This window comes from Nocardia sp. NPDC127579, from assembly GCF_042672005.1.
Taxonomy (GTDB): domain Bacteria; phylum Actinomycetota; class Actinomycetes; order Mycobacteriales; family Mycobacteriaceae; genus Nocardia.
On sequence record NZ_JBHXVZ010000001.1, the window covers coordinates 723,382 to 744,002 of the forward strand.

Below are 20,621 nucleotides of genomic sequence, written 5' to 3' on the forward strand. Positions count from 1 at the left end.
GCGGGCACGGCCAGAATATGTCCGCTCCGGCGCGCGGTGAGGCATTTCCGCCGCCCGATTAAGCTCACCGGGTGGAGATGAACTGGCCGGAGCTGCGCGAACGCTATCTCGTCGACGAAGACACGGCGATCCTCGCGTTGAACAAACCCGCCGGAATCTCGGTCACCGGCGAGCGACACGACACCGATCTCGTTCAGCTGGCCGCCGCTGCGGGTGAGACCCTGTACCCGGTGCACCGAATCGACAAGGTGACCTCGGGCTTGATCCTGCTGGCCCGCGAACTCGCGGCACACGGCCAGCTCACCCGCCAGTTCAACAAGCAGACCGCGGACAAGGCGTACCTGGCGATCGTGGACGACCCTGACCTGCCCGATCACGGCGTCATCGAGCTGCCGCTGAGCGTGGGCCGCAAGAACCGGGTGCGAATCGCCGCACCGCGCGAGACTATCCGCGAATCCGGTTCCGGCCGTTGGTATGTCGACGATGCCGACGTCCTCGACGGCAAGAACTATCCCTCGATCACCCACTTCACGACGCTCGCGCGTACCGCGACACAGGCGGTGCTGGCGCTGCGCCCGGTGACCGGTCGTCGGCATCAGATCCGAGTGCACCTGGCCTGGATCGGTCATCCCATCGTGGGCGATCCGCTCTTCGACCGATCAGGCGCGCATGCCCGGGCGCATCTGCATTCCTGGCGGCTCGGGCTGACCGCGGACTGGCGCACCCCGCCGGAGCTGCGGCTCACCGCCGCGCCGGGTCCGGATTTCTGGGCCCCGATCGACACCGATCCGGACGAGGCGCTCGCGCGCGGCGAGTCCGCGATGGCGACCTGGACCGATCCGCCGATGTGACTGCCGTCACCGATCGACCGGCTCGGCGGCACGCGTGGTGAGCCTCATGGCGACGGATAATGCCCAGGTCACTTAGCCTGGAGTAGCGCCTGCGCGCACTGGCGAAACGCAATGGAGCGACCCCCAGAGAAAGCGGATGCCGATGATCCTGGTGGCTCAGGTCAGCGATACACACTTCGATCTCGGCGACCGCAACGCCGAACGCGCCGCGCGGGTGATGCGGTTTCTGTCGGCCCTGCGGCATCGACCCGACGCGGTCATCATCACCGGCGACATCACCGATTCCGGCCGGCCCGGTCAGTACGCGCAGGCCGCGGCGACTCTGGGTCTGCCCACGCCGTCGGCCGGGCCCTCGGACATCCCGCTCTACTTCCTGCCCGGCAATCACGACGACCGTGCCGCGTTCCGCACCGGCCTGCTCGGCGAACCCGCCGCCACCACCCCGATCAACCAGGTCGCCTGGGTCGGTGCGCCGAGCGCGACGACCGGAGTGACCGTGGCCCTGCTGGATTCGTCGATTCCCGGCGACTCGGGTGGACGCCTCGCCCCCGAGACCTACGACTGGCTGCGCGAGGTGCTGCGCGGCGCGCCCGCCGACAGCCCGATTCTGCTGGCCATGCATCATCCGCCCGCTCCGCTGTTCAGCCCGGTCGTCGACGTGATCGCCCTGGCCGATCCGGATCGGCTGGCCGAGGTGGTCGGCGGCGACGATCGGATTCTCGGCGTGCTCACCGGCCATGCCCACTCCGCGGCGGCGACCACGTTCGCGGGCAAGCCGATGCTGGCGGCGCCGAGCACCGCATCGGTGCTGGGCGGCGAGTGGGAGCTCGAACTTCCCGACCACGTCATGGACTACGCGCCGGATCCGGCGATCGCCCTGCATGTCATCGAGAATCACCGCATCACAACGCATTTCCGCAGTGTCCCGATGAACGGGCGGATCAGCGTGCTGCCCACCGAGCCGCAACCGCACCCGACGCTGCATGTCTGAGTCTCACCGCAGCGCGGCCCGCTCCCGGCGGTAGGCGGCGGGGGTGTTCCCGGTCCAGCGTTTGAACGCGTAGATGAAGGTGGACGACTCCGCGTAGCCCAGCCGGATCGCCACATCGCTCACCGAAAGCGGTGTGGCGGTGAGCATTTCCTCGGCCAGCGCGCGGCGCACCTCGTCCAGCAGCGCGCGATAACTGGTCCCCGCGGCATCCAGGTGCCGGCGCAGGGTACGCGTGCTCATTCTGAGATCGGCTGCCACGGCGTCGATTCCGGGCGGCGCGCAGAATCCCTCGGCGCCGCCGGGCACCAGCAGTTCACGCACCTGGGCCGCGATACCCGTGCGGGCGCGGCGCCGATCCACCAGATCCCGGCACTGCGCCAGGCACATCGCCCAGGTGTGCTCGTTGGCCTGGGGCAGCGGCTGCGCCAGCACGGCCGGATCCAGCGCGAACAGATTGCGCGCCTTCCCGAACCGAGGCGGCACGCCCGTGAACTCCTCGATCCGATCGGCGTAAACCGGTTCCGGGAAACGGAATTCGGCCCTGGTCAGACGTAGCGGTACCCCGAGCAGGTCGGTCATCACCCGGTGCATGGCGGCCACATCGCGCTCGACGAGGAACTGGCGGACATCGGCGGGGACCGCCTCGTCGTGCACCGCCGCCACGAACTCCCCCGGGCTCCATTCGGCGACCGGCAGGCAAAAGGTGAAACTGAGATCCAGGTAGCGCAACGCGAACGCGATCGCCTCGCCCAGCGTCGGGCTGCTGACACACGCGAAGCCGAAGATGCCGAAGGTGGTGATCCGGTAGCGGCGGCCGACCTCGACGCCGAGCGCGGGCACCTGCGCCAGTTCGCGCACCAGATTCCGGATCACCGCCAATTCCAGGTGCGCGTCGATCTGTGCGTCCGGGTCGTGCAGCGCCGATTCGGCCAGCCCGGTCCCGGCCAGCATGCGCGCGGCGGGCACCCCGTGCTCGCCCGCGTAGGCGGTCATGAGCGCGACGCTGGCGATCCCGCGCGGGAAGTTCCAGTCGCGGATCCCGGGATCGCCGACCCGCCGCGGATCGGCGGACGCGAGATCGGAGGACATGCGACCCATTATGGCCGAAATTGTCGATCGACTCCGCGCCCGCCCCTAGAGTAGTAGGGAGCAGTCTGAGCGGCGGATCGCGGACCGGCGCACAGCATCGACCAGCAGGCAGCATCTCATGAGTACTGGCAGCGGGCCCTCGATCATCGTCATCGGCGCCGGATTCGGCGGCATCGGCATGGCGATCGAACTGCGGCGCAACGGCTTTCGCGATATCACCATCCTGGAGCGGACCGCCGACCTGGGCGGGGTGTGGCGGGAGAACGTCTATCCGGGCGCGGCCTGCGATGTGCCCTCGCCGCTGTACTCCTACTCCTTCGAACCGAAACCGGACTGGCCGCAACGCTATTCGGGGCGCGCGGCGATCCACGAGTACCTGCGCGGCGTCACCGAACGGCACCGGCTGCGCGAAGCCATCGTGTTCGGCGCCGAGGTCACCGATTGCGAATTCGACGAGGCCGCCGCGCGCTGGACCGTGCACACCGCCGACGGCGCCGAGCGCGGTTGCGACATACTCATCTCGGCGGTCGGCCAGCTGTCCCGGCCCGCGCTGCCCGCGATCCCCGGCGTCGACAGCTTCGCCGGTCCGGCCTTCCACTCCGCCGAATGGAACGCGGACGTCGAGCTGACCGGTAAGCGCGTCGCCTGCATCGGCACCGGAGCCAGTGCCGTCCAATACATTCCGGAGATCCAACCGCAAGTCGCCGAGCTCACCCTGTTCCAGCGCACCCCGGCCTGGGTCATCCCCAAGTTCGACACCGACTACTCCCCGCTCCAGCATCGGCTGTTCGCCCGCCTGCCCGGCGCGCTGCTCGCCGAACGGTTCGGCTGGTGGGCCATCGCGGAATTCATCTCGCTGGGCCTGGTCGAATTCCCGGCGATCGCGCGGCTGGTGGCGAGTCTGGCGGCGCGGCAACTGCGCAACCAGGTGGCCGATCCCGAACTGCGCGCCAAGCTCACCCCCGACTATCCGATCGGCTGCAAGCGCGGCCTGTTCTCCAACGACTACTACCCGGCGCTCACCCAATCCAATGTGCGCGTCGAGACCACCGCCATCGCGGAGATCGTGCCCGAAGGCGTGCGCACCGCCGACGGCGCGCTGCACGCCGCCGACGTGATCATCTACGGCACCGGCTTCAAGGGCACCGAATTCCTCTGGCCCATGCGGATTTTCGGTCGCGGCGGCCGCAAGCTCGCCGACGCCTGGTCCGGCGGCGCGCACGCCTACTACGGCATCACGGTGCCGGACTTCCCGAATCTGTTCCTGGTCTACGGGCCGAACACCAACCTCGGCGTCGGCTCCATCATCTACATGATGGAATCGCAGGCCCGCTACATCCGCCAGGCAGTCCAATATCTCGCCGACCGCCCCGGCCACTTTCTCGAGGTGCGCCCGGATCTGGAGCAGGCATACAACACCGCGTTGCAGCAGCGGCTGGCCCGCACGCCCTGGAACTTCTGCACCAGCTGGTACCGCACCGCCTCCGGCCGGATCACCAACAACTGGCCCGGCTCACAGACCAGCTACCGCCGCCGGGTCCGCACGCTGAACCCCGGCGACTACACCCTTACCCGCGCTGGCTGAGCCCGGCCCGCGCGCACTGGCAGACTTGAACCCGTGCATGAGCTGACGACCGCGCCACCGCCCGGCGCCCCCGACCACGGCCCGCTGCGGCCGATCGAGCTGGCGACCGGGGCGGTGCTGGGCGGGGTGATGGTCGGCCTGGTCACCATCGGATCGGTGGTGCCGTTCGCGGCGGCCCTCCAGCTGGTGGCGGCGGTGCCCCTGGGCATTCTGGCGCACCGATACCGGCTGCGCGCGGTGGCGACCACCACGGTGGCGGCCACCCTGGTCACCTTCGTCGCGGCCGGACTGCTGCCCGCGATCGGCATACTCGGCACCGCCACCGTCGGCGGGATCATCGGCGGGGTCAAACGCCGCGGGCGCGGCTTCTTCTCGGTACTCGGACTGTCGACGCTGGCCGGGCTGGCCTGGGGCGTGTTCGCGGTCGGCCTACTGCTGGTGTTCGGGCGGACCCGCGGCCTGATCTTCGACGCCATCCGCGAAAGCGCCAACGGCGCGCAGAAGATCATCGACAAGGTGCCGCCCCTGGCCCCGCTCGGACAGACCATCACCGAGGTCACCGTGGCGGTCCTGCGCGGCTGGTGGATCTATATCGGCGCGACAGTCGCCGTCGGCATCGTGGTCACGGCGCTGGTGTCCTGGTTCATTCTCGGTGCGGTGCTGGACCGGCTGGCCTGGCTGCCCAGCACGGACCGGCTGGACGCACCGGTCGACGACCGGCCGATCGATCCGCTGCCGGTCACCCTGCGCGGCGCGGGATTCTGCTATCCGGGGGCCGAAACACCCGCGCTGCGCGATATCGACCTGTCGGTGCGGGTCGGTGAATTCGTCGCGGTGGTCGGCCACAACGGCTCGGGCAAGTCCACGCTGACCCGGATCCTGGCGGGACTGCCGCCGACCACGGGCGTCGTCGAACGGCCGGGCTCGGCGGGGCTCGGACATCTGGGCGGCACCGCGCTGGTGCTGCAACGCCCCGAGAGCCAGACGCTGGGTGTGCTGGTCGCCGACGACGTGGTGTGGGGGCTGCCGGCCGAGCTGGCCGGGCAGGTCGATGTCGAGGGCCTGCTCACCGAGGTGGGGCTGGCGGGTCTGGGCGGCAAGGAGACGGCAACCCTGTCCGGCGGCCAGCAGCAGCGCCTCGCCGTCGCGGCGGCGCTGGCCCGGCGGCCCGCGCTGCTCATCGCCGACGAGGCCACGTCGATGATCGATCCCGACGGTCGCCGGGAACTGGTGGCGCTGCTGGCCGACCTGCCCACCCGGCATCGGATGGCGGTGGTCCTGGTGACCCACCACGAGGCCGACGCGTCCGCTGCCGACCGGGTGGTGCATCTGGCCGGTGGCCGCGCCGTCGACCGCCTGCCGGTCTGGCCGCGCCCGGCTCGGGACGACCGCCGCCGGCCGATGGGTGCGCCGCTGCTGCGCCTGCACGATGTCCGCTACACCTACAACTGCCACACCCCGTGGGAGGCCGCGGCGCTGCACGGTATCGATCTGACGGTGCGCCGCGGCGAGGCGCTGCTGGTGGTGGGCGGTAATGGTTCCGGCAAGTCGACGCTCGCCTGGATTCTGGCGGGCCTGCTGGAGCCGACGTCGGGCACCTGCGAACTGTCCGGCAAGCCGGTGCACACCCAGGTCGGCCGGATCCAGCTGGCCTTCCAGCACTCCCGATTGCAGTTGCAGAAGCAGACGGTCGGCGAGGAGATCGCGGACTGGGGCGGGCGGGCCAAGGGGTCCGGCGCGGCGGGGCGGGCGCTGGACGCGGTCAGCCTGGACCGGTACATGGTCACCCACTCGATCGAGCGGCTCAGCGGCGGCCAGGCCAAGCGGGTGGTGCTGGCGGCGATCGCGACCTGCCGCCCGGAGGTGGTGGTCCTGGACGAACCGTTGGCCGGGTTGGATCCGGGCGGTCGCGCCGATATCGTGGAACTGCTCGCGCACCTGCGGGATTCGGGGCTGACATTGATCGTGATCTCGCACGATGTCGAGGACATGGCCGCGGTCTGCGATCGCACGGTGCACCTCGCGGCCGGGCACATCCTGGAGCCGGATCCGGCGCAGGCCTGGCAATCCGATACCGCGCCGGAGCGCGCGGCCGATCCGGTCTGGCGGCTGGAGCAGGGAGGCACGGCATGAGCATGGTGTTGTTCCGCCAGGTACCGGCGACGAGTCCGGTGCACGGGCTGTGGGCGGGGACCAAGATGATCGCGGTCCTGGTGCTCAGCGTGGTGCTGATGTATCGGCCGACCTGGCCGATGCTCGGGCTGATGACGGTGTTCCTGCTCGCGATCGGCGCGGTGGCCAAACTGCCGCTCAATACCGTGCCGCGGCTGCCGCTCGCGTTCTGGGCGCTGGTCGGCGCGGGCGTGCTGGTCAATCTGACCGTCGGGCTCGCGGCGGTCATGACCTTCCTTCAGCTCACTGTGTTCGGCTTGATCCTGGTGGCGGCGTCGCTGCTGATCGCGTGGACCACGCCCATGGGTGAGATCGCCCCCGCCCTGGCCACCCTCGGCGCGCCGCTGCGCCGGCTTCGGCTGCCGGTGGACGAGTGGGCGGTCGTGGTCGCCCTCATGCTGCGCAGTCTGCCGCTGTTGTTGGAGGAGATCCGGCTGCTGCGCGCGGCGCGCAAGCTCCGTCCGAAGGAGCGGCTGCTGGAACGTGCCGCCGATGCCGCGCTCATCGATATCCTGACCGCCGCGATGGCGGTGGCCACGCGCCGGGCCAGCGAACTCGGCGAGGCGATCACCGCGCGCGGCGGCACCGGGCAGCTCACCGCCCGGCCCAGCGCGCCGACCCGTCGCGACGGTGTCGCACTGGCGCTGGTGGTGGCGGTGTGCGCGGGCACCCTGCTGCTCGACTCACTGATCTGAACCCGGCACACTGGGAACCGATTGCCGTCGCGCCACGTCCAAAAAAGTGACAGAGCCAATGGATGACGGAGCCGGACCGAGGGGAAAAAGGCATGGGTATGGAGGGCGAGGCGCTACGCGCCCGCAACGACGCGTTGCGCGGGGAGGTGGACGCGCTGCTGGCCACCTTCGAGGAGCAGCAGCGCGAGTTCGCGCAGGCCCAGGCGCGGCTGGCCACGGCCACCGTCACCGCCTGGTCCACCGACAACCTGGTCCGGGTCACCGCCAATTCCGCCGGCGTGCCGACCGAGGTGCACCTCGAGCCGGAGGCGTTCAAGCGCAGTACGCCGGAGAAGCTGGGGAATTCCATCACCGAGGCCACGCAGGCGGCCGCCGCGCAGGCGGCCGCGGCGGCGCAGGCCGCGTTCAGCGCGGTCGAACGCCTGGGCACCGAGATTCCCGACCTGCCCGATCTGGTCCCCGGCGCGCCCAGCATCAAGGATCTGGTGCGGACGCTGCTCGAGCCCGACGCCGCGGCCGTCGCGCCGGAGCCGGTCGAGCCCGATCCGGAGGCCGAGGAGGAGTACTACCGCAATCGTTCCTATCTGGAGGGTGGGCGATGACCACGCTGAAGGTCGACCCGGACGCGCTGAAGGCGACCAAGCCCGGGATCTCGACCGTCGCCGACAAGGTGCTCACCGCGATCGCGAATGTGCGCAGCGTGGTCGACGCCGAGGGCGAGTGCTGGGGATCCGACGAGATCGGCACCAACTTCGCGCAGAAATACGTGCCCGATGCCGAATCCGGCCTGAAGGGCATCGAATCGCTCAGCAAATGTGTGGAATCCCTGGCGGGCGGCGTCGATTCGATCGCCGAGGCTTTCCAGAAGCAGGACGAGGCCAATTCCAAGGCGTTGGAAAAGGCGAAAAGTCAGATCTGAAATCCTCATTCCGAATAATCTGATTCGACAGTGTTCCAAACCTCTTGGTATGCCCCGAATTTCGGGGGCTCAGCACTGTTCGACACGGTAGATTTAGTGAAATGTCCCTTCGCAAGATCACAACGGCCGCAGCCGCTCTCCTGGTCGCGGTCGCCCTCGGATCCGGCTCCGCCACCGCGGAACCGGCCGCCGCGCCGCACATCGGATACGAGACGAAACTGGTCGGCGAGAAAATCATCACCACGCTGACCGGCGGCTCGTTCGAACTCACCGGCAACACCGTGGATATCACCGACATGCACGGCAACGCGGTGCTCCGACTGCCGCTGTCGGTGCGCTACGACGGCCTGGAATTCCCGCTGCCGCACACTCTTCGGGATGAGGGCCGCACCCTGGAACTGACCGCGGTCAGGGATATCGCCCGGGCCACCCCGGTCGGCCCGATCGCCTCCCCGGTCGAAAATCAGTACGCCATGGACCAGTTCACCTCACAACTGGCGGTCGCCACCGCCATCGGCGGCTTCCTCGGCACCGTCATCGGCGCGGGCATCGGGCTGGTCGGGTTCCTCGGCGGCGCGTTCGGGCTCGCGACCATCGTGACCGGCGCGGCCATCGGCGGCCTGGTCGGCACCATCGTCGCGGGCGGGCCGACACTGATCATCGCGGGCATCGAACTGGTGCAGACACTGAACGCACCCGACGGCACCACCAAGTGGGCCTCGGCCAAGTAGACCATCTGTCCCACCCCTCGGATGCGGCGCGTACCGGTAACCGGTACGCGCCGTGTCTCTTTCAGCGGCGGGGACAACCCGACGCGGCGGGCACGCCCGCGAAACGATCCGCGAGGAAGTTCGACGCACCGGGGAACTCGCCGACCGCCGAGGGATTGTGGCCGGGCAACTCCGACACCGAGGCGGTGACTGCCGCGCCCTGTGCGCAGTAGCGATCGACCAGGGCGGTGAACCCCGCGAGCGGGATCACGTCGTCGGTTCGGCTGTGGTACAGATACAGCGGTGTGGCCGGGGCGACGCCACCGAGTTCCTGGCGCGCGGTCGCGGCGCGAAAAGCCGGATGGCCCAGCAGATCCGGGATCGCGGCGTACTCGGCGACCCGGGTGCCGTGATACTTCACGACCAGTTCCTCGCCGCAGGCGTGCGCGTCTTCGGCCAGCATGGCGCGGCCGCGCTCGTTGAGCAGGTCGGCTACCCCGGCCTCGGGCGTGTTGCGCACCACGGTATGCACGATGAGCAGCGCCAGTCCGGCCTGCACCCCGCCTTCCACGCCGCGTGCGATCGCGGGCAGATCAGCGGGGACACCGCCGGCCGCAACCCCGGCGAACGGCACATCCGGCGCGTAGGCGGGTTGCAGCTGCGCGGCCCACAATGTCGCGAACGCGCCGCCGGAATAGCCGTAGGCTCCGATCGGGCTCGCGGCACCGACCCCGCCGGGCGCGAAATCGCGGGCCGCGCGGATGCCGTCGAGTACACCGCGACCGGAGTTCACGCCGTCCAGGAAGCGGGACTCCGGCCCTTCGTAATCGCTGATGACCACGGCCCAGCCGCGCAGCAGCGCGGCGGCGATGAACGGCATGTCGGTCAGGGTGTTGAGCCCGACCGGCAGGCCGCCGCGCAGCGTGTAGGACGGCGCGCAGCGGGTGCCCAGGCTGTCCTCGGCGATCTGATAGGACAGCAGCGGACGCGCGCCCGAGCCGGTCCACGTGGTGTTCGGGACCAGCACCGTGGTCATCCCCGCGGTGGGCCGGTCCGCCGAATCCGTGGTGCGATACTGCAATTGCCAGGTCTGAACCGGGAGCGGCAACCCGAACAGCGCGATCGACCGCGACTTCAGCACCGCCCCGTTCGCCGCGGCGGCCAGTCCGGCCGGTTCGGCGTAGAACGGATCGGCATCGGGATGCGCCGGCGGTGCCGCATGCGCCGGCGAGATGCCTGTGAGCAGGAAGGTGACCGCCAACAGGGCCGCCGCGAGCAGCGGGAAAATCCCCCGGCGGCGCACCGCGCCGGTCCGCGGTGCGGCAAGCCTCGCGTGACCGGTTCGTGATCCGAAACGCGTGGAAGTAGCTATTCGGTAGCCAGTCACCGGAGAGAGGGTACGCGTACCCCCGCCGCGCGCGGCCCAAGCTGATCGAAGTGTCGCCACCGGATTCGGCGGCACGGGCAGCCAGCGAGGTATCGCGCTCATCCTCGGCTCCAGAATCGTTCGAGGCGCCAGCCGTCGGGGGCACGGACGGCCGCCACCTCGAGGTCACTCGACCGTAGCCTCCCGCGTGACCTGCGACAACGGGACAAACAACGGCAACCAGACCGCCGGTCCACGTCGGCGGCGGCTACAGTGATCGAAAGTGCCCGGTGCGCAACGGATTCGGCGCACGATCGAGGAAGGAGGCCCCCGCCATGCGGTTCGGCAACGGCCTGGACATACCCGAGGGACACGCCGACCTGTGCGCTCCCGAGAAGCTCGCCCTGGTCGTCTACGACATGCAGGTCGGCGTGCTCGCCCAACTGCCCGACGGCCCCGAGATCATCGAACGTGTGGTCCGGGTCGTCGAGGCCGCCCGCGCCGGCGGCTATCCCGTCATCTTCCTGCGCCACTTCTTCCTGCCTCTGCGCCTGAGCGGCCGTTTCGCGCTGCGCATGGCCATGAACTGGCAGGGCGTGGACTCGGTCGCCGACGTGAAACCCATTCTCCAGCGCGACACTCCGGGCTTCGAGCTGGTACCCGAGCTGCGGCCCCGGCCGGACGAAGTCGTGTTCGACAAGACCACCATGTCCGCGTTCGAAGGCACGCCCCTGGCCGCCACCCTGCGCGATCTGGGGATCCACGCCTACGCCGTGGTCGGCGTCGCGCTCGAGATCGGCATCGCGCCCACCGTCACCCATTCCACCGATCTCGGTTTCATCCCGATCGTGGTCAGCGACGCCGTCGGCGGCCGCGACAAGGAGGCGATGGAACGCGCGTACGCGGATTTCGAGTTCCAGGGACATGCGATCGTCACCGACAGCGCCACCCTGATCCCCGCCCTGGTCGGGTAACCAACACACCTGGGTCGTTCGTTGACGGGCGGGCATCGCACTTCTACGGTCGGAACAGTGACTTTCAAAAGCGAGACCAGCGCTATCCCCTCGATCATCCTGAATGACGGGAACGTGATCCCGCAGCTCGGGTTCGGTGTCTTCCAGGTGCCGTCCGACGAGGTGACCGAGGTGGTGGCAACCGCGCTCGAGGTGGGGTACCGCAGCATCGATACCGCCGCGATCTACGCGAACGAGGAGGGCACCGGCCGCGCCATCCACGATTCGGCACTGCCCCGCGACCAGGTCTATGTCACGACCAAGCTGTGGAACTCCGAGCAGGGCTATGACTCCACGCTGCGCGCCTTCGACGTCAGCATGGAAAAGCTGGGCCTGGACTATCTGGATCTGTACCTGATCCACTGGCCGGTCGAGGTCGCGGGCAAATTCGTCGACACCTTCCGCGCCTTCCAGGCATTGAAGTCACAGGGCCGGATCCGCTCCATCGGAGTCTCGAATTTCACGATCCCCCAGCTCGAGCGGCTGATCAGCGAGACCGGCGAGGTCCCGGCGGTGAACCAGATCGAGCTACACCCGCGGCTGGCGCAACGCGAGCTACGCGAGTTCCATGCCGCCAACGCCATCGCCACCGAGGCGTGGAGCCCGCTCGGGCAGGGCACGCTGCTCGATCACCCCACCATCGTCGCCATCGCCGAGGAGCTCGACCGCACTCCGGCGCAGGTCATCATTCGCTGGCACCTGCAGCGCGGCACGATCGTCATCCCCAAGTCGGTGACACCGGCGCGGATCGCGTCCAATTTCGATGTGTTCGGCTTCGACCTCAACGAAGGTCAGATGGCCGCGATCGACTCCATGGATACCGGCGAACGCTTCGGTCCCGACCCGGAAACCTTCACCGCGGGCTACCAGTGAGCCTCAGATAGTCACCGAGTTCGCGCGCCGCCGCCCGCCCCGCGCGGTTGGCGCCGATGGTGCTCGCCGACGGGCCGTAGCCGATCAGGTGGATGCGCGGATCGACCGCGACCTGGGTGGCCAGCCGCCCGGTCATGGTGATGCCCCCGCCGGGGCCGCGTAACCGCAGTGGCGCCAAATGATCCAGGGCGCTACGGAATCCGGTGGCCCACAGGATCACATCCGCCGCCTGGAACGCACCGTCGGCCCAGCGGACGCCGCCGGGTTCGATGGCGGCGAACAGGGGCAGGCGGTGCAGGGCGCCGCGCGCGTCGGCGGCGCGCAGGCGGTCATCCCAGCGCAGACCGGTCACCGACACCACGGAACCGGGCGGCAGACCGCGCCGCACCCGGTCCTCCACCATCGCGACGGCCGAACGCCCCGCTTCCGGAGTGAAATCGTCGTCCCGGAACACCGGCTCCGAACGCGTGACCCACGTGGTCGTGGTGACCTGGGAGATCTCGTCGAGCAGCTGCACCGCGGAGATTCCGCCGCCGACGACCACCACGTGCTTGCCGCGGAACTCCCCGGCGCTGCGATAGTCGCGGGTGTGTAGCTGCCGGCCGCTGAACGATGCCGCGCCAGGATAGACCGGGATGAACGGGTGTTCCCAGGTGCCGGTGCCGTTGATCAGCCCGCGGACCCGCAGCGCTCCGGCCGAATCGGTTTCGGCGGTAAGGATCTCGCCGCGTCCGGCGGCCACTCCCGGATGCTGGTCCTCCGACGTCCGGTCGCACACCACGTTCACCGTCACCTGACGGCGCACCCGCAGATCGAATTCCTTCTCGTACAGCGCGTAATAGTTCGGCACGGCCGTGGCCGCGGGCGCGGACCGCGAACCCGGCGGCAAGGTGTCGGCGAAGGACATTCCGGGCAGATCGTGCACCCGATTGACCGTGGTGAGCGTGAGCGAGGGCCACCGGAATTGCCAGGCACCGCCCGGCCCCGGCGCGTGATCGACGATCAGGAAGTCGCGTTCCGGCGCCAGACCCAGCCGCCGCAAGTGGTATCCCGCCGACAGTCCGGCCTGACCAGCACCGATCACCAGGATCTCGAAATCTGTCGGCACGAGTGGTGATCGTAACGCCCTCAGCGAACACGGCACTCTGCTGTGGCACAGTAAAGGTAATCGATCCAAACGTTGAGCCGGGGAGTGTGCATGCTCGCAGTCAGCCGCGATGGCGATGTCGTCACGATCGAATTGCAGCGCGAAGAGCGTCGCAACGCGCTCAACAACGAGTTGGTCGTCGCGCTGCGCGAGGCGGTACTGGCGGCGGTCGCCGACGACGCCCGGGTCATCGTGCTGACCGGCCGGGGACCGATCTTCAGTGCCGGCGCCGATCTGTCCGGGGTGTACTCCGACGAGTTCCTCTCCGGCCTGATGGACATGCTGCACACCATCGAATCGGCGCCGATCCCGGTGATCGCGGCGATCAACGGCGGCGCGCTCGGCGCGGGCGTGCAGCTGGCGCTGGCCTCGGACCTACGGGTGATGTCGCCGGAGTCCTACATCGCGATTCCCGCCGCGAAGCTCGGTATCTCGGTGGACCGCTGGACGATTCGCCGTCTGGTGTCACTGATCGGCGGCGGGCCCGCCCGGAGCATCCTGCTCGGCGCGGCTCAGGTGTCGGCGTCCGACGCCTACGGCTACGGGTTCGCCAATCGGCTCGGCTCGCTCGAGGACGCGCAGGCCTGGGCGAAGTCGATCGCGGAGCTCGCGCCGCTGTCGCTGCGGCATCTGAAACTGGTGCTCAACGACGACGGCACCCGCGACCCGGAGACAGCACAGCAGCGTGCGGCATTGGAGGCGGCCTGGTCCAGCGCCGACGCACAGGAGGGACGGCTGGCCAGAGAAGAGAAGCGTGCGGCGAAATTCGTTGGGCGATAAGGGGATACGGCGATGAAAGTGAAGAGGATACTGGGCGCCGCCGCCGGTGCGGTCGGTATCGGCTGGCTGATCCGCGCGGTCTGGGACATCCCGTCGGCGATCGGCGCCTCCATGTCGGCGATCGCACCGTATGCGACCGGCGCGGCCAGCTACCGCAACCGACAGTTCCACAACACCGAGCCGAGTAGTCAGCTGGCGCCGGGTTCGGCTCCGTCCCTGCTGATCTCGGCGCTGACCCGGCGCAACGCGGGGCGCCCACGCGGCGTGGTGCCGCTACGGACGCCGCCGCGTCCGGCCGAAGCGGCCGAACTGGCCGTCACCTGGTACGGCCACGCCTCGGCGCTGGTCGAGGTGGACGGCTACCGCGTGCTCACCGATCCGGTATGGAGCGAACGGGTTTCGCCGTCCGCGCTGGTCGGCCCGGCCCGCTTGCATCCGGTGCCGATGCCGCTGGCGGAGCTGCCGCCGCTGGACGCGGTGGTCATCTCGCACGATCACTACGACCACCTGGACAAGGCGACAATTCGCGAGCTGGTGTCCACCCAGTCGGTGCCGTTCCTGGTGCCGCTCGGGATCGGCGCGCACCTGCGACACTGGGGTGTACCCGAACACCGGATCGTCGAATTGGATTGGGGCGGTTCGGTTTCCCTGGCCGCCCTGGGCCGGGAGCGCAACGGCACCGACCTGGTGCTGACCTGCACCGAGGCCCGGCACTTCTCCGGGCGCGGATTGGTGCGCAACACCACGCTGTGGGCGTCCTGGTCGATCGTCGGCCCGACCAAGCGGGTGTACTTCGGCGGCGACACCGGCTTCACCAAGGTGTTCGCGGACGCGGGCGCCGCGCTCGGGCCGTTCGATCTGACGCTACTGCCGATCGGCGCGTACGACGAGCGCTGGCCCGATGTGCACATGAACCCGGAGGAGGCGGTGCGCGCGCACGCCGACCTGTGCGGCGGCGACCCCGCACACGGCCTGCTGGTCCCGATCCACTGGGCGACCTTCAACCTGGCATTCCACGGCTGGTCGGAGCCGGTGCGGCGGATGGTGCAGGCGGCCACCGCGGCCGATACCCCGGTGGCCGTGCCGATGCCAGGTCAGCGTATCGATCCGCACGCAGTTCCCGGTATGGCGGCGGATAAGGGCTGGTGGGAGGATATTGGTTGAAACCATTCGGTTTCGATTCGCAGCTCGATCGACAGGAAGGGACCCGGGAAAATGAGTTTCGCGGACAGTCTGAAGGGCCTCGTCGGCAAGGGTAAGGATATGGCGGCCAAGAACGCCGACAAGATCCACGGCGCCGTCGACAAAGCCGGCGACTTCGTCGACAAGAAGACCCAGGGCAAGTACTCGGACAAAATCGACAAGGTGCAGGAGGCCGCCAAGAAGGCGGTACCGCCGGAGCAGCCCGGCTCGCAGGCCTGACCCGCGGCGGGGACCGATTGTCGGTCCCCGCCACTAGAATTCAGGTATGTCTCCCCGCCGCGAGTTCGGTGGCAGTCCGGGCCAGTCCCCCGTCGAGGTTGATCTGACCAACCTCGACAAGGTGCTGTACCCAGCGGCGGGAACCACGAAGGGCGAGGTCATCGCCTATTACACGGCCATCGCGCCCGCGATGCTGCCGCATATCGCCGGTCGCCCGGTGACGCGCAAACGCTGGCCCGACGGAGTCGAGGAATCCTCCTTCTTCGAGAAGAACCTGCCCTCACACGCACCCGACTGGATCGAACGGCACACGGTCGAGCATTCGTCCCGCCGCGCGGTGTACCCCGTCATCGATTCCGAAGGCGGGCTGGCCTGGCTCGCACAGCAGGCGGCGCTGGAAATCCATGTGCCGCAATGGCGTTTCGACGGTGACCGGATCGGTTACGCCACCCGGATCGTCTTCGACCTCGATCCCGGGCCCGGCGCCGACCTCGCCGAATGCGCGCGAGTGGCGCTGCTGGTGCGCGAGATGGTCGAGGGCATCGGCTTACACACCTATCCGGTTACCAGTGGCAGCAAGGGAATTCACCTGTACGTGCCGCTGGACAAGCCGTTGAGTCCGGGTGGCGCGTCGACGGTCGCCAAACAGGTGGCGACGAACCTGGAACGCCTGCACCCCGATCTGGTCACCGCCACCATGGCGAAGAAGGTGCGGTCGGGGAAGGTATTCGTCGACTGGAGCCAGAACAATCCGGCCAAGACGACGATCGCGCCGTACTCCATGCGCGGGCGCACGGTCCCGAACGTGGCCGCGCCCCGCGACTGGAAGGAGATCGAGAATCGGAAGAAGCTGCGGCACTTACGATTCGACGAAGTACTCGCGCGCTGGCGGGACGACGGCGATCTGCTCGCCGAACTCGATCCGCCGCTGCCCGCGTCCACCGGCGACGCGCTCACCAAATACCGGTCCATGCGCGATCCCGCGCGCACACCCGAACCCGTGCCCGCCGCGCCGCCCGCCTCCACCGACGGCAACCGGTTCGTCGTCCAGGAGCATCACGCCCGCCGCCTGCACTGGGATGTGCGGCTGGAACGCGACGGCGTGCTGGCCTCGTGGGCCGTGCCGAAAGGGCCGCCCACCTCCTCGGATCAGAATCGGCTGGCAGTACACACCGAGGATCATCCGCTGGAATACCTGGACTTCCACGGTGCGATCCCGCGCGGACAGTACGGCGCGGGCGAGATGACGATCTGGGATTCCGGCACCTACGAGACCGAGAAGTGGCGCGACGACGAGGTCATCGTGCGGTTCCACGGCGGCCGGCTGCGCGGGCGGTACGCGCTGATCCAGACCAATGGGAATCAGTGGCTCATGCATCTCATGCGGGATCAGCAGGTAGTTGAATCGAATATTGTGCGGCCCGAACGTGTTTCGCGGCCAGCCCGCTTTCCACGTGGGCTGGAGCCGATGCTGGCCATCGAAGGCGATGTCGCCGAGCTCGACGACGCCGAATGGTGCTTCGAGACGAAGTGGGACGGCTTCCGTCTGATCGCTGAAATCAACTCTGGTGCAATGACTTTGCGTAGCCGGCGCGGGAATGTGGTGACCGGGCGCTACCCCGGCATCGGTTCGCTCGCCACCGATCTGTCCGGCCACGATGTGGTGCTCGACGGTGAGGCCGTGGTGTTCGACGACCACGGTGTCGCCAATCTCGGTCTGCTCCAAGCGGATGCGGCGCGGGCGGTGTTCGTCGCCTTCGACGTGCTCTATCTCGACGGCACCTCGCTGGTGCGCAAACGCTATGCCGACCGTCGCCGGGTGCTGGAAGCGCTGGCCGCCACGGCGCCGTCCATGCGGGTGCCGCCACGCTTGGACGGCCCCGGTGCGGCCGCACTTCACTACAGCCAGGAGCAGGGACTCGAAGGCGTGGTCGCCAAACGCCGCGATTCGGTCTACCTGCCCGGCAAGCGCGGGCACTCCTGGGTCAAACAGCGCAACTGGCGCACCCTCGCCGTGGTCGTCGGCGGCTGGCGACGCAGCACAGCCCGCGAGTTCAAATCCCTGCTCGTCGGTATCCCGCACGAAGGCCGCCTCATCTACGTCGGCCGGGTCGGCACCGGCTTCGCCGACGAGGACATGCGCGATCTATCCACACGTCTCCACAAGCTGCAACGCAAAACCAGCCCCTTCGACAACCAGCTCACCGCGGAGGAATCCAAGGAAGCCGTCTGGGTAACCCCGCAAATCATCGGCACCGTCCGCTTCATGAACTGGACCGAGACCGGCCGCCTCTGGCACCCGGCTTGGCTGGGGGAACAGTAACGACCGAACCCGCTTCACCGCTGCTGCACATCGAGCTCACCGGTCAGAGTGGACCTACCTCCAGCCGGAAGTTGGAGGTTCTCGCGACTTCACACATACACCTGTGGGTATGGCGTGCCGAAAGATGCTGTGAAGTCGCGGTCGCGAGGGGCGAGATCTAGGTGGGTAGGCCGAGGCGGCGGTAGCGGTGTTGGCGGATGTGCAGGAGGTGGTCTTCGGGCTGGGTGGTGAGGTGGGTCAGTTCGTCGGCGATGGACTGAACCATGCGGCGGGCGAACGGGATTGGTTCGTCGGCGGCATCGGGGTGCTCTGGGACTATGCGGTCGACTATGCCGTTGGCGAGTAGGTCGGCGGAGCGGATGCCCTGTGCTGCGGCGAGTTCGGGGGCGTGGGTGGTGTCGCGGTGGACGATGGCGCTGGCGCCCTCGGGCGGTAGTGGGGCGAGCCAGGCGTGGGTGGCAGCGAGGACGCGGTCGGCGGGGAGCAAGGCGAGAGCGCCGCCGCCGGTGCCCTGACCGAGCAGGACCGAGACTGTGGGGGTGCTCAAGGTGGTGAGATCGGCCAGGCAGCGGGCGATTTCGGGTGCGAGGCCACGTTCCTCGGCTTCCTTCGAGAGAGCAGCGCCGACCGTGTCGATGACCAAGACCAGCGGGACACGGAGTTCCTGAGCGAGGGCCATGCTGCGCCGAGCTTCGCGTAAAGCGGCCGGGCCCATGGTGTTCTCGCCCTCCTGGCCGGAACGGTCATGACCGAAAACGACACATGGCTGTCCACGAAAGCAGGCCAGGGCGTGGACCACCGTGCGATCCGACTCCCCCTGACCGGTCCCGCTGAGCAGAACCCGTTGCGTCACATGGCGCAACAGGTCGCGGATGCCGGGACGATCCGGTCGGCGTGAGGCCAGCACAGACTGCCAGGCCGGAATATCGGCGCGCGCTGAGTCGACAACCGGCGACAATTCCGAGGCAGAAACGGGGGACGCAGCCGGCGACACGTCAGCGGCTGGAAAGAGTTGGGGCGGCGAGTGTTTCAGTGCCACGGTGCCGTTGAGGACGGTTAGGGCGCGGTGGGCTATGCGGCGGAAGATGGGGACGGGGAGGACGCCGTCGATTACGCCGTTGCGGTAGAGGTTTTCGGCTGTTTGCACGCCTTCGGGGAAAGGCTTGTCGTACAACGCTTTATAGACGCGGGGGCCGAGGAAGCCGATGAGGGCGCCTGGCTGGGCGAAGGTGATGTGGCCGAGGGAACCCCAGGAGGCGAAGACTCCGCCCATGGTCGGGTCGCGCAAATAGACCAGGTACGGGTGTCCAGCCGACTTGTGGACAGCGACGGCGGCGGCGATCTTCACCATCTGCACGAACGCGACGGTGCCCTCTTGCATGCGGGTGCCGCCGGAGGTAGGTGAGGCGATCAGCGGCAAACCCAGTTCGGTGGCGCGTTCGACCGCCGTGACGATGCGCTCGGCCGCGGCGACGCCGACCGAGCCCGCCAGAAAACCGAACTCGCACGCGATGACCGCCACACGGCGACCGCGCAGCGAACCGATACCGGTCAGGACCGACTCGTCGGTACCCGACAATTCCGCAGCCCGGCGCAATTCGTCGCGATAGCCGGGCGAGCCGGCCACCGCCACCGGCGGCCGGTCCCAGCTGACGAACGAACCCGGATCGAGTAACTGCTCGAGTAATTCCCCGGCCGAAATGCGCACCGAGGGAGCGTACTCAGTAGCCCTGCATCACCTTGCGCAGGGCGTACTCGGTCAGCGACACCAGCGCTTGCTTGGCGGGTTCGCGCCTGCGGGCGTCGATCGAAAGGATCGGCACGTCCGCTGACACCGCCAGCGCCTGGCGGATGTCCTCGATCGGGTAGCGCGGTGCGTCGTCGAATTCGTTGAGCGCCACCAGGAACGGTAGGTTGCGCGCCTCGAAGTAGTCGACGGCCGCGAAGCTGTCTTCCAGCCTGCGGGTGTCGACCAGCACCACCGCGCCGATGGCGCCGCGGATCAGGTCGTCCCACATGAACCAGAACCGATATTGGCCGGGGGTACCGAACAGATACAGCACCAGGTCGTCGGCGAGACTGATCCGGCCGAAGTCCATGGCCACCGTGGTGGTCGACTTCATCGGAATGCCGGTCAGATTGTCGATTCCGGTACTGGCGTTGGTCACCAAGGCCTCGGTGCGCAGCGGAACGATCTCCGAGACGGCACCGACCAGCGTGGTCTTGCCGACACCGAAACCACCCGCGACCACGATCTTCGCAGAGGTCGGCTTGCTGGTACGGGTATCGACATGCGCCGTCGAATCATATACGCCGGAGTCCACTGAGAACCCTTTCGATCAGCTCGCGACGTTCATCGTCGCTGGAATCGTCTTTCAAAGTCGCCGAAACGCGGACGTGCCCGGCCTCGATCAGGTCGGCCACGAGTACTCGGGCCACCCCGATCGGAATGCTCAGACGCGCCGCGAGCTCGGCAACGGACGGCGATTCTCTGCACAACTCCACGATTGACGTCTCGATGTTGGTCAGTTCGAACTGCCGCTCCAGGGCGACCGGATGCGATGCGACGAGAGCCTCCAACGCCAACTCCACTGTCGGCCGGGTGCGTCCGGCCGTCAGTGAATACGGGCGAACGAGACTCGGCTCGGCGCTCCCCACGCGGTGATCTTCTATGTCCATCCCACC

At 68.5% G+C, this 20,621-nt stretch carries 20 protein-coding genes; 14 read left to right on the forward strand and 6 right to left on the reverse strand.

Going from position 1 to position 20,621, the window contains the following annotated elements; genetic code table 11:
* Nucleotides 1-77 precede the first annotated feature (77 nt).
* Nucleotides 78-851 (forward strand): RluA family pseudouridine synthase, encoded by a 774-nt coding sequence (locus ACFVMC_RS02735; protein ID WP_379207780.1) that lies wholly within the window; start codon nucleotides 78-80, stop codon nucleotides 849-851.
* A 142-nt stretch (nucleotides 852-993) separates the two neighbouring features.
* Nucleotides 994-1,842 carry a metallophosphoesterase gene (locus tag ACFVMC_RS02740; protein ID WP_379206252.1) on the forward strand — a complete coding sequence of 283 codons (849 nt, stop codon included), beginning with the start codon at nucleotides 994-996 and terminating at the stop codon, nucleotides 1,840-1,842.
* 3 nt (nucleotides 1,843-1,845) lie between these two features.
* On the opposite strand, the gene ACFVMC_RS02745 is transcribed toward ACFVMC_RS02740, so the two are convergent.
* Nucleotides 1,846-2,931 carry an AraC family transcriptional regulator gene (locus tag ACFVMC_RS02745; RefSeq protein WP_379206253.1) on the reverse strand — a complete coding sequence of 362 codons (1,086 nt, stop codon included), beginning with the start codon at nucleotides 2,929-2,931 and terminating at the stop codon, nucleotides 1,846-1,848.
* A 118-nt stretch (nucleotides 2,932-3,049) separates the two neighbouring features.
* Here ACFVMC_RS02745 and ACFVMC_RS02750 point away from each other — a divergent pair, with 118 nt between their 5' ends.
* From ACFVMC_RS02750 to ACFVMC_RS02775, 6 genes are all read left to right on the forward strand, one after another.
* On the forward strand, nucleotides 3,050-4,516 hold the full coding sequence (locus ACFVMC_RS02750; protein WP_379206255.1) for a flavin-containing monooxygenase: 1,467 nt from the start codon (nucleotides 3,050-3,052) through the stop codon (nucleotides 4,514-4,516).
* A 33-nt stretch (nucleotides 4,517-4,549) separates the two neighbouring features.
* Nucleotides 4,550-6,649, forward strand: a complete 2,100-nt coding sequence (locus tag ACFVMC_RS02755; protein WP_379206257.1) for an ABC transporter ATP-binding protein — start codon at nucleotides 4,550-4,552, stop codon at nucleotides 6,647-6,649.
* A complete protein-coding gene (locus tag ACFVMC_RS02760) occupies nucleotides 6,646-7,383 on the forward strand; it encodes a CbiQ family ECF transporter T component (protein WP_379206258.1) in 738 nt (245 codons plus the stop codon). The genes ACFVMC_RS02755 and ACFVMC_RS02760 overlap by 4 nt, the downstream gene beginning before the upstream one ends.
* 92 nt (nucleotides 7,384-7,475) lie before the next feature.
* Complete coding sequence (locus tag ACFVMC_RS02765) at nucleotides 7,476-7,985, forward strand: YbaB/EbfC family nucleoid-associated protein (RefSeq protein ID WP_379206260.1); 510 nt, start codon at nucleotides 7,476-7,478, stop codon at nucleotides 7,983-7,985.
* Nucleotides 7,982-8,302 (forward strand): hypothetical protein, encoded by a 321-nt coding sequence (locus ACFVMC_RS02770; RefSeq protein ID WP_379206262.1) that lies wholly within the window; start codon nucleotides 7,982-7,984, stop codon nucleotides 8,300-8,302. The genes ACFVMC_RS02765 and ACFVMC_RS02770 overlap by 4 nt, the downstream gene beginning before the upstream one ends.
* Before the next feature lie 101 nt (nucleotides 8,303-8,403).
* Nucleotides 8,404-9,033: an ammonium transporter gene (locus ACFVMC_RS02775; protein WP_379206264.1), complete on the forward strand. Its 630-nt coding sequence runs from the start codon at nucleotides 8,404-8,406 to the stop codon at nucleotides 9,031-9,033.
* 61 nt (nucleotides 9,034-9,094) lie between these two features.
* On the opposite strand, the gene ACFVMC_RS02780 is transcribed toward ACFVMC_RS02775, so the two are convergent.
* Nucleotides 9,095-10,315: a lipase family protein gene (locus ACFVMC_RS02780; RefSeq protein ID WP_379206266.1), complete on the reverse strand. Its 1,221-nt coding sequence runs from the start codon at nucleotides 10,313-10,315 to the stop codon at nucleotides 9,095-9,097.
* A gap of 398 nt (nucleotides 10,316-10,713) precedes the next feature.
* Here ACFVMC_RS02780 and ACFVMC_RS02785 point away from each other — a divergent pair, with 398 nt between their 5' ends.
* Nucleotides 10,714-11,352 (forward strand): cysteine hydrolase family protein, encoded by a 639-nt coding sequence (locus tag ACFVMC_RS02785; RefSeq protein WP_379206268.1) that lies wholly within the window; start codon nucleotides 10,714-10,716, stop codon nucleotides 11,350-11,352.
* A gap of 57 nt (nucleotides 11,353-11,409) precedes the next feature.
* Nucleotides 11,410-12,264, forward strand: a complete 855-nt coding sequence (locus ACFVMC_RS02790; RefSeq protein ID WP_379206270.1) for an aldo/keto reductase — start codon at nucleotides 11,410-11,412, stop codon at nucleotides 12,262-12,264.
* Here ACFVMC_RS02790 and ACFVMC_RS02795 read toward each other — a convergent pair.
* A complete protein-coding gene (locus ACFVMC_RS02795) occupies nucleotides 12,245-13,372 on the reverse strand; it encodes an NAD(P)-binding domain-containing protein (protein WP_379206271.1) in 1,128 nt (375 codons plus the stop codon). The two genes, ACFVMC_RS02790 and ACFVMC_RS02795, sit on opposite strands and share 20 nt — an antisense overlap.
* Nucleotides 13,373-13,462: 90 nt before the next feature.
* Here ACFVMC_RS02795 and ACFVMC_RS02800 point away from each other — a divergent pair, with 90 nt between their 5' ends.
* From ACFVMC_RS02800 to ACFVMC_RS02815, 4 genes are read left to right on the forward strand one after another with little or no spacing between them, the layout of a single operon-like run.
* Nucleotides 13,463-14,191 (forward strand): enoyl-CoA hydratase, encoded by a 729-nt coding sequence (locus tag ACFVMC_RS02800; protein WP_379206273.1) that lies wholly within the window; start codon nucleotides 13,463-13,465, stop codon nucleotides 14,189-14,191.
* A gap of 12 nt (nucleotides 14,192-14,203) precedes the next feature.
* Nucleotides 14,204-15,355: an MBL fold metallo-hydrolase gene (locus tag ACFVMC_RS02805; protein WP_379206275.1), complete on the forward strand. Its 1,152-nt coding sequence runs from the start codon at nucleotides 14,204-14,206 to the stop codon at nucleotides 15,353-15,355.
* A 51-nt stretch (nucleotides 15,356-15,406) separates the two neighbouring features.
* The gene (locus ACFVMC_RS02810; protein ID WP_379206276.1) at nucleotides 15,407-15,613 is read left to right on the forward strand and encodes an antitoxin; all 207 of its coding nucleotides are present in this window, start codon (nucleotides 15,407-15,409) and stop codon (nucleotides 15,611-15,613) included.
* A gap of 46 nt (nucleotides 15,614-15,659) precedes the next feature.
* Entirely contained in the window at nucleotides 15,660-17,936 is a 2,277-nt protein-coding gene (locus ACFVMC_RS02815; RefSeq protein ID WP_379206278.1) for an ATP-dependent DNA ligase, read from the forward strand.
* A 157-nt stretch (nucleotides 17,937-18,093) separates the two neighbouring features.
* Here the strand turns inward: ACFVMC_RS02815 and ACFVMC_RS02820 are convergent, their stop codons facing one another.
* The 3 genes from ACFVMC_RS02820 to ACFVMC_RS02830 are packed head-to-tail and all read right to left on the reverse strand — an operon-like array spanning nucleotide 18,094 to nucleotide 20,615.
* Nucleotides 18,094-19,644, reverse strand: a complete 1,551-nt coding sequence (locus ACFVMC_RS02820; protein WP_379206280.1) for a carboxyl transferase domain-containing protein — start codon at nucleotides 19,642-19,644, stop codon at nucleotides 18,094-18,096.
* Between the two features lie 13 nt (nucleotides 19,645-19,657).
* The gene (locus ACFVMC_RS02825; protein WP_356975158.1) at nucleotides 19,658-20,260 is read right to left on the reverse strand and encodes an ATP/GTP-binding protein; all 603 of its coding nucleotides are present in this window, start codon (nucleotides 20,258-20,260) and stop codon (nucleotides 19,658-19,660) included.
* On the reverse strand, nucleotides 20,241-20,615 hold the full coding sequence (locus ACFVMC_RS02830; RefSeq protein ID WP_194817231.1) for a DUF742 domain-containing protein: 375 nt from the start codon (nucleotides 20,613-20,615) through the stop codon (nucleotides 20,241-20,243). The genes ACFVMC_RS02825 and ACFVMC_RS02830 overlap by 20 nt, the downstream gene beginning before the upstream one ends.
* Nucleotides 20,616-20,621 lie beyond the last annotated feature (6 nt).

Excerpts from the sequence above, each read along its gene's own strand:
- ACFVMC_RS02800 (WP_379206273.1), top strand. The coding sequence starts at position 13,463 with ATGCTCGCAGTCAGCCGCGATGGCGATGTCGTCACGATCGAATTGCAG.
- ACFVMC_RS02735 (WP_379207780.1), top strand. The coding sequence starts at position 78 with ATGAACTGGCCGGAGCTGCGCGAACGCTATCTCGTCGACGAAGACACG.
- ACFVMC_RS02760 (WP_379206258.1), top strand. The coding sequence starts at position 6,646 with ATGAGCATGGTGTTGTTCCGCCAGGTACCGGCGACGAGTCCGGTGCAC.
- ACFVMC_RS02775 (WP_379206264.1), top strand. The coding sequence starts at position 8,404 with ATGTCCCTTCGCAAGATCACAACGGCCGCAGCCGCTCTCCTGGTCGCG.
- ACFVMC_RS02750 (WP_379206255.1), top strand. The coding sequence starts at position 3,050 with ATGAGTACTGGCAGCGGGCCCTCGATCATCGTCATCGGCGCCGGATTC.
- ACFVMC_RS02830 (WP_194817231.1), bottom strand. The coding sequence starts at position 20,615 with ATGGACATAGAAGATCACCGCGTGGGGAGCGCCGAGCCGAGTCTCGTT.
- ACFVMC_RS02805 (WP_379206275.1), top strand. The coding sequence starts at position 14,204 with ATGAAAGTGAAGAGGATACTGGGCGCCGCCGCCGGTGCGGTCGGTATC.
- ACFVMC_RS02765 (WP_379206260.1), top strand. The coding sequence starts at position 7,476 with ATGGGTATGGAGGGCGAGGCGCTACGCGCCCGCAACGACGCGTTGCGC.
- ACFVMC_RS02815 (WP_379206278.1), top strand. The coding sequence starts at position 15,660 with ATGTCTCCCCGCCGCGAGTTCGGTGGCAGTCCGGGCCAGTCCCCCGTC.
- ACFVMC_RS02740 (WP_379206252.1), top strand. The coding sequence starts at position 994 with ATGATCCTGGTGGCTCAGGTCAGCGATACACACTTCGATCTCGGCGAC.
- ACFVMC_RS02745 (WP_379206253.1), bottom strand. The coding sequence starts at position 2,931 with ATGTCCTCCGATCTCGCGTCCGCCGATCCGCGGCGGGTCGGCGATCCC.
- ACFVMC_RS02810 (WP_379206276.1), top strand. The coding sequence starts at position 15,407 with ATGAGTTTCGCGGACAGTCTGAAGGGCCTCGTCGGCAAGGGTAAGGAT.
- ACFVMC_RS02785 (WP_379206268.1), top strand. The coding sequence starts at position 10,714 with ATGCGGTTCGGCAACGGCCTGGACATACCCGAGGGACACGCCGACCTG.
- ACFVMC_RS02770 (WP_379206262.1), top strand. The coding sequence starts at position 7,982 with ATGACCACGCTGAAGGTCGACCCGGACGCGCTGAAGGCGACCAAGCCC.